This window comes from Paenisporosarcina sp. P4_B8 (assembly GCF_056402175.1).
This window is the reverse complement of record NZ_JBFUHX010000012.1, coordinates 97356-113464: the sequence shown is the minus strand read 5'-3', so window position 1 is coordinate 113464 and position 16109 is coordinate 97356. Positions and strand designations below refer to the sequence as shown.

At 34.4% G+C, this 16109-nt stretch carries 11 protein-coding genes; all 11 read right to left on the bottom strand.

Annotated features, from left to right (window positions below; all coding sequences use genetic code 11):
• Positions 1–325 (bottom strand): hypothetical protein (locus AC1DSK_RS12575; RefSeq protein WP_477598255.1); only part of this gene is annotated, 325 nt, incomplete at its 3' end.
• Positions 326–1847: 1522 nt separating this feature from the next.
• Positions 1848–3251, bottom strand: coding sequence for a reverse transcriptase domain-containing protein (locus tag AC1DSK_RS12570; protein WP_477547013.1), 1404 nt, complete (start codon positions 3249–3251; stop codon positions 1848–1850).
• A gap of 435 nt (positions 3252–3686) precedes the next feature.
• Positions 3687–4280 carry a recombinase family protein gene (locus tag AC1DSK_RS12565; RefSeq protein WP_477547014.1) on the bottom strand — a complete coding sequence of 198 codons (594 nt, stop codon included), beginning with the start codon at positions 4278–4280 and terminating at the stop codon, positions 3687–3689.
• A gap of 512 nt (positions 4281–4792) precedes the next feature.
• A complete protein-coding gene (locus tag AC1DSK_RS12560) occupies positions 4793–5392 on the bottom strand; it encodes a hypothetical protein (RefSeq protein WP_477598253.1) in 600 nt (199 codons plus the stop codon).
• Positions 5340–5756 carry a hypothetical protein gene (locus AC1DSK_RS12555; RefSeq protein WP_477547016.1) on the bottom strand — a complete coding sequence of 139 codons (417 nt, stop codon included), beginning with the start codon at positions 5754–5756 and terminating at the stop codon, positions 5340–5342. Before AC1DSK_RS12555 ends, AC1DSK_RS12560 begins: the two co-directional genes overlap by 53 nt.
• A 287-nt stretch (positions 5757–6043) precedes the next feature.
• Positions 6044–7510 carry a restriction endonuclease subunit S gene (locus AC1DSK_RS12550; RefSeq protein ID WP_477547017.1) on the bottom strand — a complete coding sequence of 489 codons (1467 nt, stop codon included), beginning with the start codon at positions 7508–7510 and terminating at the stop codon, positions 6044–6046.
• Positions 7503–8927, bottom strand: a complete 1425-nt coding sequence (locus tag AC1DSK_RS12545; RefSeq protein WP_477547018.1) for a class I SAM-dependent DNA methyltransferase — start codon at positions 8925–8927, stop codon at positions 7503–7505. Before AC1DSK_RS12545 ends, AC1DSK_RS12550 begins: the two co-directional genes overlap by 8 nt.
• 131 nt (positions 8928–9058) lie before the next feature.
• A complete protein-coding gene (hsdR, locus tag AC1DSK_RS12540; RefSeq protein WP_477547019.1) occupies positions 9059–12265 on the bottom strand; it encodes a type I restriction-modification system endonuclease in 3207 nt (1068 codons plus the stop codon).
• A gap of 645 nt (positions 12266–12910) precedes the next feature.
• Entirely contained in the window at positions 12911–13717 is an 807-nt protein-coding gene (locus tag AC1DSK_RS12535) for a helix-turn-helix domain-containing protein (RefSeq protein WP_477547020.1), read from the bottom strand.
• 367 nt (positions 13718–14084) lie between these two features.
• A complete protein-coding gene (locus tag AC1DSK_RS12530) occupies positions 14085–14561 on the bottom strand; it encodes an HNH endonuclease (protein ID WP_477547021.1) in 477 nt (158 codons plus the stop codon).
• A 622-nt stretch (positions 14562–15183) separates the two neighbouring features.
• Complete coding sequence (locus tag AC1DSK_RS12525) at positions 15184–15540, bottom strand: GIY-YIG nuclease family protein (RefSeq protein WP_477547022.1); 357 nt, start codon at positions 15538–15540, stop codon at positions 15184–15186.
• Positions 15541–16109 lie beyond the last annotated feature (569 nt).

The following is a 16109-nucleotide window of genomic DNA, read 5'->3' as shown; positions in this document are numbered from 1 at the left end:
GAACAGCAGAATGAAATACTAAATATCTTGGTTCTGCAATATCTACGTAGAGATCAAGCCGTTCTGTCTCTAAGTGAATCAATGATTCTTCATGAGTTTCATGAAGTTTGGTTTCAGAATCAATTTCTTTTGCCCTCGATAGAATTGATTCTACAATCTTGTCCCTTGAAAGTTGTTCTTTAAAGATATGGGTTTCAACGATATAAGACTTGACTGCATTCCGACCATAACTATATTTTCTATTTGACTTAATATCACGGTAATTGTTATTCAACACACCATCCAAATAGTACTCTAACTCTGCACGGGTCAAAATACTTCCCATTTTCCTCACTCCGTTTTTCATGTCTTTTCAATATTATACTTTATTCCCTTTCCTTTTACACCGATTGTTAGAATTAACTATTAATTTAATGGCCCTATAACTGAGAGATTACAACAGTAATCTGTATGATGAAATAAACATTGAGTATGTCCAAACGTCTTATTTGAAGGATGAGCTGCTGTTGAGAACCATTAAAGAATTTTGTCTCCACTGTAACAGTGATTTACAAGGAGAACCAATTCCAGTGAAATCACAAAAAGCGTATGGCGCAACACATTTCACTAGGTATCACAAGTATTGAATCTGATAGGATAATTAAATGGAAATGTCCAGACTGTAACAAAGAATGGAAGGGAGTTTATTAACAATATACTCTTCTGTTACATCAAAACATGCACTCGGTTTCCCATTTCCAAAAACTAGTACTGTTTGAACTATGTGAATTATACGTCGGATGGGGAAAATACAAATGACGTGAACCTCAGTCTACCATGGAACAATCCCTTACCCACGGGGGCAAAGTATGTCGAAATCATCCCCCACCCGCTTCCTGTAATCGAATGTTAAGTAACCCTATGGACATCTTTTCTGAATATTAGATAATGAGCATATCAAGGATTGTAAGATATACTTACATGAAAACTAACTACTTTGTAACTTTAGCTGCGCAAGTTTGACTCATGTTTCTCCATTCCTAATTTTCTTCATACTGTTTTCTCTTGTTATTTTTTTGGAGGTGATGCGTATGAAATCCACTCGCAATCTAACACAATCAATTCTATTCACCTTTAATTCAGCGACATGTGGAATTCTAGGGAACATGGTATTCGCTTGGTACAACGCAGTGAAAGAGGCAGATTCAAGCCTCCTTAGCTAAGGATACAAAACAACGATAATCTTAAGATTGTCGTTGTTTTCTTTGTATTTTCCAATTATAAAATTACTATAACTCGATTAATGAATCGACTCACTACTATTTTAATTAGTACCTTCCACAGTTCGATCTTCCCTAATCATTTAGAAGCAACTTCTTGCCAATTCTATAGTTCCCTTGCTACTTTAATCCTTCACGCTCTAACAACCGATAGAATATCCAAGTACCTATCGATAGTGTCTTACAGATGTACCTCATTGACTAACCTTCCTTATGCCATTCAACCGCTCATGTTGCCTTCTCGGGCTTCTTTCCACCTATTGCAACCTCGATCTTGCGCCCTTTAAACTTTCCCTCTTTCTTTGCAATCTCGATATTTAATGTCAATTCACGTACAAGCTGCACCAAATACCTGAAGATGTTTAGTTAGAAATCATTCATAGGATTCTTATTTGAAGACTCAACCATGACCCTCGTTGACTGACTTAAGAGAACTATCTTTAACAGGTCTTTAGATAATACGGTATATCCTTTTTGGGAATAACAAAAAAGACATCCATTTTGTATTGGATGCCATATCATATAACTAAATGCGTTCTTGAAGTAAGGGCATAGTTACCTAAATTGAATTGTAAAGTTTACGATCCGCTAAGTTTTGCATAGCTTATCTTGAATTTTTCTCCAATGTCTTCTTATCTGATTCTTAATTAGAACTTTTACTGGCAATTCTTTCATTTTGTCATGTGCTTCTAGTGCATAAGATATGAAATTACCATAGCCCTTATAGTTATATCCTAGATGGGTATAAAGTTTATATAATTTCCAACGGTATGTTTTTACCCCTCCTCTCACTATAGTTTTTTCTCTAGAAATCTTCGCTTTTCTATAGGCACGACTGTAGTATTTAAAAACACTCTTCTCTCTTATTTTTATAGTCTCACCGTCTAAGATAAAACCTAAATAATCAATCTTGTCAAACTCGTTTTCCAGATTCTTAATCTTTCCACTTTCATAGATTCGTATCTCTGTTTTCTCTTCTTGGATCTCTAAGTCATTGTATTCTTGTATAATTTGATACACTTCTCTAACCAAATCCTTAATATCTGGTTTTTTGTTTTCCGCAAAAGGAACAACAAGGATTAAATCGTCGCAGTATCTTTTATACAAACCACTCTTATTTTCAGCCCATTTTTTAAGCTTTGCATCAAAATGTATTAGATGGACATTGGAACAGACAGCACTCATACCTGATCCCTGTGGGATACCAAAGTCTTCTTTTTTGAGTACAAGTCCATCTTTCTTGAATTCTCTAAATTCAGTGGGACTCATTACTCTTTTTAGAGTTCCTTGTTTTCTTATCTTCTTGTAGTTCTTTTTTCCATATTTTCTCACCAAGTAATCTTCAATGGAATTCTTATTAACGTAGCTGAACTTTGTTATGCTCTTATACACTTTATAAAAATCCATGGGTAACTCATCTACGGTCAATACTGTTTTGATATTCTCTTTTAATACTTTGTGATTAATAGTATCGAAAAACTTCGTGAAATCAAGTGCTATAATCACCGAGTTTTGATGCTCTAAAATATATTTAAAAACCTCTTTTGCAAAATCAATGTTATTCCTACCTGACTTATTATTCCTGTATGCGATAGCAACTTCATCAATCCCATTTTCTTCTGCGTATTTATTGTATGCATCGTTAAGTCGTTCACCATAATATTTGTAAATATAACTGTCTAAATGCGAAGCATAGAATATCATTCTCTCTTTAGGTTTTTTATACTTAAAGAACTTTTGGTCTTTACATAATCTCATATCCTTAGTAGATATACCTTGTTTAACACTATACTTATTTAACTTTATCTTATAATGAATAAATGGTAAAAAAGCATGTTTCACTACCCAGTTTTCATCCTGAATTTTTTGGTAAACATGCTCAATTTTTATTCTTTTATCAAAATGAAGATAACCTTTTGAACGGTATTTCTTCAAGTCCATCTGTGAAGAGCTGGGGAGGTCATGTAATTGTAGCCTATTACTCTGTTTCATCAGAAAACCTCCCTAGCATACACTTTCTCTCCTGAAAAGATGATAAGTATTAGTAGGCATTAATCTAATCTTAATACCTAAAACGTCTCAGTCATCTATCAGTAGGGCTAACTTCTTTCCACTAATACGGTACAATCTAATTAAACAAATGGTTGTCTATTTGATTGTGGAAGGATTTGATATTATGCTCATTGACTTGCTGATCGACGTGTTGGCGACTTTAGTCTTGAACCTAATTGGTAACATTGTCAACGTTGACAATGCCAAACCTTCTCCTCTCATCACCAGTTTGATAAGACAATCTAATTATACTAAATTATTTCAGTTAACTCAATTCTAAATATTTGTTATATTCAAATACAAACTTATTTTTAAATGTGGATAATTCGTGATACCCCTGCTAGTTTTGTTGAGACGAGTTACTCAAAATAAGATCTATGCCCCTTCATATTCCTTCACTTTTCTGTAAAATGTTGCCTTCGATAGTCCTAAGCGCTCCATGCACTGTACTCCAGTAATCTCATTTGCTTTCCACTGCTTATAATACATATTCCAATCCTTCGGAAACCCTAGAGCTGGACGACCAAACTTCACTCCATTCTTCTTAGCAACTGCTATTCCCTCTGCTTGTCTTGTTCTTATCTCATCACGTTCTTTTTCAGCAAAGCTGCTAAGAAGAGTTAATATGATATCTTGTATAGCCTTTTGTAAAACATCATCTTGCTTCTTAGTATTGATCATAGGTTCTTTAACAAAGCGCAACTGCACTCCATTCTCAACAAACCATGTATACTCTTTTTTCGTCTCATCCATATTGCGTCCCATACGTGAAATTGAATCAAACACCACTGTATCTCCTTCACGTACCATCTGTTTAAGCAATTGATACCTAGGACGATTAAAGTCCTTCCCACTTGCCTTATCTATAAACAAATCCCGCTCGCCTATACCCTCTGCTTTCATAGTTTCAACTTGCCTTGCTTCATTCTGATCTTTTGATGATATACGCACATATCCGAATGTCTTCATAGTCTCATAACTACCTTTCCTGTCTTAGATACCATTATTGTGTACCTTGTGTGTCAAAAAGTCAACAACACTTTTGATACGTACCATAACTACATAATGCACATTTAGATACTAAAGGAAAGCTTATTCTATCATGACCTAATTTTAGTATCATAATGTGTACTTTTTGAAACTAATCATTTTCATCTTAGTGGTATTACAAATTAAAACTGAAACCTTGTTACAATTTGTTGTTTTTGATTGAGGAACAAATACTTAGCAAATGTATACTTATTTCAATAACTCGTATATAAGAAAAAGACATCCTAATTAAAAGGATGCCCTGACGCAATAACTAAAATATCTTCTTTTTTGCTTCTTTCAAGAAATAAGTATTATTCAAATTCTTATTATGTATTGATAAATGCAGAGAAATATTGAAAAAACAATCAAGCGATTAGTTTCTTACTTTGATGAAACTTGAAACTAAAAGTAAATTTGATAACAACGATACTTATCTTTTATATGTATTACTATAATAAATCCTCAACTTTAAAAATTAAATACGGAAGTTTTTTACCGCTCTTCTTTGTAAGAACTCTAAATTCATAATCCTCATAAAACTTTATTGCGTTATCTGTTGCTTCCAATCCTATAAAAGTGCAACCTGTTTTCTCTGCGACCTGTGTGACAGTTTGAAATACTTTACCAATTAGATAATCGCTATATTTTTCTCCAGCCATGTATTTACCTTGGTAATTCTTATCAATAGCAAATTGATGAAGACGAATAGCAGGATAAACTTCAGTATTTTCTAAAGTGTATATTAAAAAGCTTTTATATTCGCTTTTATATTTAAATTTACTCTTCTGGCTAGTACTTATTGAAATTTCCTCATTATATAGCGAGAAGAACCCAATTACTTCATTTTTTACATCATTCAAAAGTAGATAGGTTCTCACAAGCTGCTTTAAATGGTGTGATAATGCTTCATTTTTAAGAAAGTTGTCAATTTTCTCATGATCTCTTATTAGGTCTTCTTGACCTGTTTCATATTTATTGGTAAAACAAGAAAATGATTCAATGATCTCTTCGCTTACTTCTGTTATTGGGAACAACTGCACTTTTATCACCCTTTTTTCTCAATTCATTAAGTATTCTTCCTGAATTCTCATGTGCGGAAAGACCCACTCTGCCTACTCTGCCTGCTCTACCTGCTCTACCTACTCTGCCTACTCTACCTACTCTACCTACTCTTGAAGACGATTTTAGTTTTGGTGTGTGACGGTGTCTACCTTCACCAATAACCTCGACCTCCACTACTTCTCCCGATTCTGTATGATATTGTGGATGGTTGCTATTTTGTGCTAAACGTAACGCTTTTTTCGCTTTACTTATCCCTGTAGAAGAATTATTTGTTCCCAATGCCCAATCTTCAAATTCTTTTTTTTCTTCTTGATTCAGTTTTATTATTGTTGATTTTCGCTTTAAGCTCATCGAATCACCTCCTAAGTTAATATCCCAATAATAACATTTTATGCCATCCATTCCTAATGTTCTACAAAAACTTGTCGTTTAAAAACTATTTAAGGAATTCGGTAACAGTCAATCGGTAACTAAACAAGCACACGAAAATCCGTGTCATTACAGCATTTGATAATTAACGCTAACGTTACCGAATAACCACAGTCTATCAGCAATGTATTATTCTTGCGATAGGAATATTAACCAAAAAGACATCCATTATTTTTAATGGATGTCTTTCTAAACTATATCGATTTTTCTTAAATCATTTCTTTTAATAAGTGAATTGCATTTTCATCATTTGGATCATTTGTTCCAATTTCTCCTCGGAAAGCTTTTGAAAGAATGGATTGTTTAAGAATTTCAAATCTCAAATCTTTGAGAATATCTAATGCATTTTCACCTTTAATTAATAACGAAGACACTAGACTAACGATCTCATTCTGTTCCTTTAAAGTGGGCATTGGTATCGGAATAGATTTTAAAAACTCTTGATTAACAGTTGCCATACCTACAGTTTGTTTGGAGCTATCTAGTATAAGACTTTTTACATAGGGAAGCTCTAAACACCAAGAAATATAATAAGGATTAAATTGTGTTGACAACCTAGCTCTAATATTTTTACTCTCATACACGCATTTAGCAAAATTTGCAGGAACTGGTGCTGATTTGCCAACCAATTCTCTAGAATTAACTCTATTAATTAGTACATCTCCATACTTTAGTCCAAATTCCTCAACTTCTTCATCTGTTAACTTCATATAGTGCATATCATCAAAATTCAATTCACCCTTACGAATGTTATACATCCTTAAGCAAGGTATTCCATTTTCGCTATAATAATCTGCAGATTTATACAAACCATTTTTAAAACTTATTGTTATATCCTCGAGATATACCCATTTCCATTCTTTTGGAATATTAAAGGGATGATTATCCACACTCTTTTTATTTATACTCAATTTACTTTTAAGAAGTGCTTTCTCCTCACTTATTATTTTTAACGATTCCTGTACAGCCTTGTAATCAGTGTATTCAGATCTCCACTTTTTCGTCAAATCTCCCTTAAACGCCTTATCTAAGATTGCTGCTCGACGAAGTTCAAATGTTTCCTTCGCTTCTTCAATCAATCTCTTTGCCTCATCGATTCTTGATAATAAATTTTCTAATTTAACAACTATCCTTTTTTGTTCTTTATAAGGCGGTAGTGCAATAGAACTTGACTTCAAAGTCTTTAAATATATACCTTTTTGAGCAGTCCCTTTAGCGTTAGTTTGGAGATAGTGTTGAAAATATGGGCTTTGAAAGAAATACATCAAATATCTATTATCAATTGATGGTTTTATCAATGAAACACTACGTTGCATAACGAATTTAGGAGCATCTTTTGGTACAATTGTTGTTCTGCCGATAGACCCTACAATATTAAGTAATATATCTCCCATTTCTATTGGTGTACGCTTGAATTCTTTTTTGTAATCATCATCAGAAACATACCTATCTGTATAAAAATCCATTGAACCGTCATGTATATTTTTACCACTAATCATAGGAATACCTACACTTAATTTTGGTGGTGGATTATGTGAACCATCTACTACTAACTTTGTAACAGAATTCAAATTTACCCAAATCCAATTCATAGGTACTTCATATGGCTGTTCATCCTTTAACACGAACGCTTCTTCTAGTAGTTCTTCCGTAGTCAGCTGCTTTTTTTTACTCATTCTTAGCCACCTCAACAGCATGAAGTTCTTCTACTACTTCATTTAACAAACCAATTGCTTGTTGAAGTTTTGCAACTGCTTCTTCTGTTGATACAATTGGATCTGGTAGGTTGTCATATGCTAAAAGTGAATCATCTGCGATTAATCCAATATCTAAGCTATCATCTTTTTTGGCAATTGCTTCACGTGCGAAAACATTCCAACGTTCATTTTCAATAGAAAAACGATCTACTGCATTATAAGCTATAACAAAATCATCAAAGTGTTTTTCGGTTAACGGTTTACGGACACCAAATTTAGACATGTTTGTACGGAGGTCATATACCCAAACGTCTTTAGTGTTATCTTGGTCTGTTGTTCCTTTTGTGAAGAATAAGACATTTGTTTTAACTCCTTGTGCGTAAAATATACCTGTTGGCAATCGTAGAATGGTATGCAAATTACATTTATTCATCAAATCACGACGGATTTGCGCACCAATGCCACTCTCAAACAAAACGTTATCTGGTAAAACCACCGCTGCACGAGCTTGTCCATTGTCCTTTAATGCATTATAAATTAACTGCAAGAAATTTAACTGCTTGTTAGATGTATCAAATGTTAAATCATCACGTGATACTCTATCTCCACCTTTTTTTGTACCAAAGGGGGGATTTGTTAAGATAACATCATAGTTCTTCATCCATTTTCCGTTACTAGATAATGAATCCCCATGTTCTATGCGTCCTTCCAAGTTATGAAGCAATGCATTCATCAATGCAAGACGATGAGTTCCTTGAACAAGTTCCATCCCAGTGAAAGCTTCTTTCTTTTGAAACTCTGCTTCTTTTGGATCTAAGTCAAAATAGTTATCAGTTTGATTTTTTAGATATTGATCTGCTGAAATCATAAAGCCAAATGTTCCTGCCGCTGGATCAACGCAACGTTCACCAACTTTCGGATCAATTAATTGAACCATGACATCTATTAATACACGAGGTGTAAAGTATTGTCCCGCTCCAGATTTTGTTTCACTGGCATTCTTCTCTAATAAGCCTTCGTATAAGTTTCCTAATCCCTCTTCTTTTGCATTGTACCAATCTAGAGCGTCGATTGACTTAATGATTTTCTCTAGGTTCTTTGGTTCTCCAATACTCGTAGAAGAATCACTGTAAATTAATCTTAATTTTTCGTCATCACTACTACCTAGTTCTAGTAATAAACGTTGGTAGAAAACCTTTAACTCCACACCTTCTCGTTCCAATAAGTTATCCCAACGGAAATCCTTCGGGAGAACATTTTCAGTTTCTTGTTCCTTCATCATCTTTAAGAAGAGTAAGTAAGTTAACTCTGTAACATATTCTTGATATGAAATCCCGTCATCACGAAGCACGTTACATAAGTTCCATAATTTTTGTACGATTTCTTGGTTGTTCATTTTTCTACCTCCAGCAATTCTGAGTAATATTATTAAAAAAGTATAGCACTTAACTTATCTATATTTGTGATTAGACTAATTTAACGAACCTTCTTATTATAACGTAAAAAGCACCTCAAAAGAGGCGCTCATTAACTCACATAAAGATTATCATTTATCGTGTAGACAATATTATCAATATGATCACCAAACTCACGTCTTAACATGGTATAACCGCCACTACTTAGAAAAGGCTCTTCTGTAAAAGCATCTTTAGGCATCGGTGCTAGAACAGGTACTTGAAGTAATTGTTTCTCAATACGTTCCAACCATTTCTTTTGCCTTGGTGTCCATTCATGTAATGAATAAACTTTTTGCATTGCATGTTTAATGCGTGATTCATGGCTTATTAGTACTTCACCTAGTGCAGCTTGACGAATAAAGCTAATAATATCCGCTGCAATCTCTTCATTTTTGGATTGTTTCCATGCTGTTTGTAAGTGAGATTGTTTATAACCTTTAATTTCTAAAATGGTGATGAGTTCTCTCAAATCTTTACGTGTTAGGTCTTTTGGTCGTGTACATACAATGTGGAGCGCTGGAATTTCGTTCATATTCTCTTCAATGAAGCGAACAAATCCATTTAAGTAGTCTTCTGGACGACTATTTCCTTCTCCATATCCTCGTACTACTTCCTTAATGCGATCTTCTTTATTGGAGATATACCTTCTCTCTCCCCTTGGTTGGTACGTTTCCATGTATTCAAACAACATCGAATGTTCTTTAGCATCACTTGGAGTATAGGTATGGATATCTCTTGCCCATTCGTCCACACTTTTACCGTTAGACAATTCTTCAAACTTTTGTTTACCTTCATCTTTCAACTTTTGTTTACTTCGCTGTATTTTAGCTACTAGTTGGTCACGATAAAATGTTACTTCATTTTCATCTGTAGCATTGGTTAGTGATTCATATAACTCACCAATAGTGTAAGTTTGGTTTTTAATTACTGGTTTCATATCGGTATAACTTTGTAATTTATCGTAGATACCTACAGCATCGTAGATATTAAAGTGTGTCTTACCAATCTCAGGGCAAAGGCGAGTTGCTCGCCCCAGCATTTGGTCATAGAGAATGCGAGATTTAATTCTTCTTAAAAAAACTATGTTTGTAATAGTTGGAACATCTATACCAGTGGTCAATAAATCTACAGTAACTACTACATTCGGTAACCGTTCATTTTTGAAACGTTTTATTGCATCTAGAGGCTTATATATTGAGCCAGTAATTTTAACAATGGCATCATCCTCGACTTCATCACCACGATCTTTATAAGCCTTTTTCAACAATCGTACAACTAGATCGGCATGATCATTGCTTGCCGCAAATATTAAGGTTTTTTCTTTTCCTGTTGGATCAATGTACTCAGTAAGTTTATTTAACACTACTTGGTTAAACGATTCGGTAATTACCCGTTTATTAAATTGCTCTACATCAAAATGGAGAGTATCTTTTACCTTTTCAAGTTGAACTTCACCACTATCGACATCATAATATTCAACTTCATCATCTTTTTCAAAGTCAATACCCGCTTCTGCTAGTTCTGTTTTGAACAAATAAGGTGGTTCATGATCCACTAAGTAACCATCTAACACTGCTTCGCTATAAGAGTACTTGAAAATTGGCATTCCAAATATATCAGTAGTATGAAGTGCTGGAGTTGCTGTAAGGGCTAAACATGATGCATCAAAATAATCGATAACCCGACGATATTGACTTATATAATCTTCTTGATCACTGAATAGCAGTTCTTCTTCAGACATCTCACGATCGATGGTGTACCCACGATGCGCTTCATCTACAATAATGAAGTCGTATTGTCCAACACTGGGGGGATTTCCATTATTATTAAAAAACAGTCTTTTCACCATTCCTTGGACTGTAGCAATTTGCACTTTGGTGGCAATCTCAGGTGTCATGTCTTCTAAAGATTTAACGTCATATATATCAGAGAAGGAGTATCCTTCAATTTTTGTGTCTTTTAACACATCCTCAGTCTGTTTTCCTAAGGACTTACGGTCAACTAGAAAGAGAATACGACGACACTTTTTAGACTTGATTAAACGATACATAAGAGCAATAGCGGTACGAGTCTTCCCCGTTCCAGTTGCCATGGCAATCAGCATCTTTCGATTACCTTCTTGTAAAGCTCTCTCTGCTTCAAGTACAGCACTTTGTTGATAATGACGTAAGCCGAATTTAGTAATATCTTCATTCTTAAGAATTTTGTTTGCTTCTCGGTCATCTTGACTAATCAATAGTTGCAGATCTTGAGGAGAATGCCAGCCTTCCAGTGGACGTGCATGATCTAAAGGTTTCCGAGCATCCCAAAACCAAATGCCAGACTCTTCTTGTAGTTGCTTCAGGTATGGTCTCCCATTTGTTGCATACAAAAATGGTGTTTTATATTCGCCACTTGTAGGATGAAGTGTCTCATTCTCTATTTGAACAACGTTCTTCGCATATACTTTCGTTTGACTATCTAATGCAGAAGAAATGTTTTTATGTTTTGCTTTCGCTTCAATTAACCCAACAAGCTGCAAGCCGATAAACAATGCGTAATCAACACGACCTCCACTAACCTTCCATTCTGCTATTGCCATGTTTCGATTTTTTACAGGTAAAGTCCCATTCTTCTGATGATTAAGAGTCGGCGTATCAGCTTCCCAACCTACTGCTCTTAATTTTTCATCAATGATGGTTCGAGTTTCAGCTTCTGTTAATCGCTGTCTACGCATAAAGTTTTTCGAGATTTTCTTACGTTCTTCTTTTACATCTGGTTGTTCAGACTCTGCTTGCTTCCGAATTAATTCTAATTCCTCTTCGAGTTTTTGCACTTTATCTTCATAGTCTCGTTGAAGCTTAGTTGTATCGAATTCGGTTTGTAGTTGCGGTTCTGTATATTCAAGTGCATTGAAGTTCCAATCACCGTATACTTCCATGAACCAAATGGATAACCGAAATGCTAAATGCAACACAGCCTTAGCTTCTTCAATTCTTCCGAAATCCGCTTCGTGCATCGCTTGATTTCCTTTGCGACGTAGAGTCTCAAATATCTCAAATAATTCTGGATCAACTAAGCCCTCACGGCGTAATTTGTTAATACGTTCAACCTGCGTAATACCATACACTTCTTGAATGTTTTCTGATGCTAGAATAAACTTCGACAATGTTTCTCCAAACAAACGAAGCTTCATTATCGTAGTATGAGGATCTTGATATAAATTTTTCTCTGCTGTCTCTCCCAAGTTAGCAAGTACATCCCATTTGCCTACGAAAAATGCAAAGTTGCTTGACATTGACATCACCATTTTCTGCAAGATTATATATTCTAATTATACTACAACCATCCAGAAATCGGTAAGCACAAAGGTATTTATTACCATCACACATTCATTCCATCCTAATTACAGCAGCAAAAGACTAATCGAGATTTTGCAGAAAACACCTTGAAAACAGGCTGTTTTACATACAAAAAAAGTCATAAATATCCTTCTCGTATCGGAGAATTGACTAGGCATTTGTGAGTTAAGGTGGTTTAAATTTTGAAGTGATAGTTGGGTTATCTCATCATGAAACTGAGTGTTGGTAGAAGCCACTTCATTTCCAGACCTCGGAACAAAGTTTCTTCTAGACCACACTCTTTGGTTATGTAAGAAGAGTTAAGATACCCGCAGAGAGAAGTTAATTCAAATAAAGAGAAATAATGCAACGCAGGCTGTGGGGAGTGCATGGTACTGGGTCGCTTCGCTTCGCCTCTAAACGAAAGTATTGAAACGATTTTTCTACGAAAAATGGTGATCCCTTGTGTTATAGCAGACAACATAAAGGACGGCTTTATTAGTTTTGTAACAATGTCTTGTATTCCGATCTATGTTTATTTATCCGCTCTAATATAGAAAAGGATAACCCAAATCTGAGTTATCCCTAATAACACTTACTTTTTATAATGACCCTCCTAATAGTGCATTAATATCATCGAGAATTCCATTAGTCTGTTTTTTTTCTTTTCGCTTCAAGCCTTCAGCATAGTCAAAAGATGGTGTTCTCGGTTCATTCATAAATCTCTCTTGACTTTTTTTCTCATTCTTTAATTGGAGCTTTGCATCATCTAGGTTTTTCTGATTCAATCTGCTTAGAATAAGACCTGTTGAACCTTGAGGTAGAGTGTCGATATTTACACCATTCATTGCATTATGAATAGCTTTTACAACTGTTTCTGATCCATAGTCCTCAGCCAATTGGTTAAGCTTCTTTGCAGAGTTATTATTATGTTCACCTCGATAATGAGAAAACCATTTCTCAATTTCAGCATCAGCAATGAACACTTTTTGTCTCGACTCTTTAGGTGTTTCTTTTGCATTAGCTGTTATTGGTTTAGCAGCCTTAACCGAATTAGATGAATCAGCAGTGAAATAGACCTCCAACACCTCAGTGTTAAGATAGTAACAATTTACATTTTTCTCCTTGCCGCCTTCTTTGTACGATCTTTTAACCGTCATTAATCCTTTTTGTTCTAAAACTTGAATATGACTCTTAACGCTTCTTTCTGATTGTCCTGTAATATTTGCAATACTTGAGATAGGAGGATATGCGTATACTTGACCTTGTTCATCTTTTGTATTGGATTGAATACTCATATTTCTAAACGATACCACCGCACCATATACAAGCGTTTCTCCAACCTTTAACTCAAAATCACTCATTAAATTTGTATTAAACTTTATAAATCCTATTTTGCTTTCTTTCATTCACTATGACCTCTTTTTCTTATTTATAAAAAAAGTCATAATGCTTACCCACAAAAGTCTTCATTCCCCTGTTTGAAATAGATAGATAAAAAGAAATAGATTAGAGAGGAGCAAAGCGACTAGGAGCGTAAGCGACCCTGTTTACTTATTTCTCTTATTTATTCCTCTAATACTTCCTCTTATATTGGGCAAATTTCGCACTACCTCTATACAATTTTTGCACTACACTAAGTGTAATTTTTTCACTAGGGTAGTGTAAATGTTGCACACCCTCTATATCATCATAATCAAACCTTACTTATATCAACTAATAAGTAAAACATCCTCTACCTCACGGGAAGAGTGGATCTATTACTATAAATACCATTCACTTGAATTTCACTTCGGTAAACTGCTTTCCATTGATTGTAATTTGTACTTTTTCATATTTAGCTTGTTTAAGTGCAGTAGAAAATTTCTTTAATAACTTTGGTCTTGAAACTACAGGTATCGATAGAATTACTTCTATTAAGAGATGTGTTCCTTTTGAAATATTACAACCTTTACATAGTACCCAAGCATTGTCGACAACACTGGATGTATTAGGCTTACAAATATGTTGTGGAATCTTATGGTCTACTTGCAAGTTACTCGTGCTATTGCATATTTGACAAATTTTACCGTATTCCTTGAAGATTGCCTGTTTCTGATCCTTGGTAAACTCACCACCATTTTCCCTTCGTTTTTTCTCTCGATTATTGTTACATTCCCTGCATGCACAAGTAAGTCCATCTTTTTTATTTCTATCTTTACTGAATTCTTCTACACCCTTATTTCCTTGGCATTTACTGCATTTTTTTAACATTTAATATGCGTAGTGAACAGACTCTCTCTCTCACTCACACTATTTATACTACTCTATCCTCGCTTTCTATAATTTGATTTGGTGACTCCTCTCTTTATACAAACCCAAAAGAGTGAACCCAATGCAAAATACCTCGTTAAAAAGCACACTTACCCCCGTCCAATATTGAATTTGAATTTACCAATCCCTATGAGTACGTCATAGGGTGAATAAGCGTGCTTCCTTATTAGTCAATCGCATAACCTTATACTAACAAAGCCCAAATTCATGAAATTAGGGCTAGAACCGTCATAAAAAAGCTGACGGTTCTCGTCGTCAAAACAGAAAAGTCGTGTCAAGAACTTTTTTTAAAAAAAGATGATTTTTTTATATAGAATGAATTCAGCTTCTATGATTCGCTAATGTTTTACAGGGGAATGTACGAATAGAGATTTTGGAGAATTACATTGGTTCTTTGTGTAAGGCATGGAAAATGTTTGTTCGGGTAAAGTAAGTAGAGTAGAAGAATAGCAACTGCGTCTTGTATCTTCGAATTTAAATACCGCTCGTGTGGATTGAGGTACTCAAACTTCATTCTCTTAATTAGAATATAAAAAGCAACCAAATTGGCTGCTTCTGAAATTCACTTTATGTACCTCATTGGAGCTGTCTGATGAACATTATACTTTGGTTTAAGTTTACGTATTAAGTACGTTTCGTACATATCCAAATACGATTGAAGAATAAATACGTCTTCATAATCGACATAAAAAAAACAAACTTTCTCTATAAAATGCCCTTTTCTTTTACCAGCAAAATGTTCTTTTAAGCGTCTACGAAGGTCTTGTGTTTGTCCAACATACATTAGCTTATCATAATGATTATAGATCTTATAAATTGCACTCTTTTTTTCCACATTCCTGTAATTCAGTATCGTTACCTCTAACTCATCTTTTGGCAATTCCAAAGATAAATTTTTAATTGATTGCCATTCCGTCATAATTACCTTCCCCCTAAATGTAATTGTGTTCCAATTGATCCCATTTAAACTTACCAACTTGGTACTAAATTGGAGATAAACCCATTATGCCCCTTCTCTTTAGTGTATCTTGAAGACCCAAAATCATTATATCTTAAAATCATTTTATAATCAACCGAATATTCTGACATTAAACAAAAGTATTGCAATACCAATGAAATCAAAAATTTAAGTATCTAGATAAACAAATATMTCTTCTTGTATAAATATTTTAATATACTATTATTATTCCACGTGCGATGCAATTTCTTTCTTCCATATATATTAAAATAAAGGCATACTCCATCACATGGCAATGTAATAGGGTATGCCTTTAACTCTAGTCCAAAAACCAATCCCACTTCATTTCGATAGCTATGGTATTAAACGATAATACTTCTGATTCGCTCCATAAGTCAGTGTTAACTACTTATTTTCTATTAGTTTTTATCGTAGGTGATTTCGTTATCATTTTTAATCGATTAAACTGTCCAAGTTAGTCATTAATTGTTTCGGGTAACACATGAGCGCAAACAAGCGTAGTGCTTATA

What these genes read in the sequence shown, in the direction of transcription:
- AC1DSK_RS12570 (WP_477547013.1), bottom strand. Translation starts at nt 3,251, where the DNA reads ATGAAACAGAGTAATAGGCTACAATTACATGACCTCCCCAGCTCTTCA.
- AC1DSK_RS12565 (WP_477547014.1), bottom strand. Translation starts at nt 4,280, where the DNA reads ATGAAGACATTCGGATATGTGCGTATATCATCAAAAGATCAGAATGAA.
- AC1DSK_RS12555 (WP_477547016.1), bottom strand. Translation starts at nt 5,756, where the DNA reads ATGAGCTTAAAGCGAAAATCAACAATAATAAAACTGAATCAAGAAGAA.
- AC1DSK_RS12550 (WP_477547017.1), bottom strand. Translation starts at nt 7,510, where the DNA reads ATGAGTAAAAAAAAGCAGCTGACTACGGAAGAACTACTAGAAGAAGCG.
- AC1DSK_RS12545 (WP_477547018.1), bottom strand. Translation starts at nt 8,927, where the DNA reads ATGAACAACCAAGAAATCGTACAAAAATTATGGAACTTATGTAACGTG.
- hsdR (WP_477547019.1), bottom strand. Translation starts at nt 12,265, where the DNA reads ATGTCAAGCAACTTTGCATTTTTCGTAGGCAAATGGGATGTACTTGCT.
- AC1DSK_RS12535 (WP_477547020.1), bottom strand. Translation starts at nt 13,717, where the DNA reads ATGAAAGAAAGCAAAATAGGATTTATAAAGTTTAATACAAATTTAATG.
- AC1DSK_RS12530 (WP_477547021.1), bottom strand. Translation starts at nt 14,561, where the DNA reads ATGTTAAAAAAATGCAGTAAATGCCAAGGAAATAAGGGTGTAGAAGAA.
- AC1DSK_RS12525 (WP_477547022.1), bottom strand. Translation starts at nt 15,540, where the DNA reads ATGACGGAATGGCAATCAATTAAAAATTTATCTTTGGAATTGCCAAAA.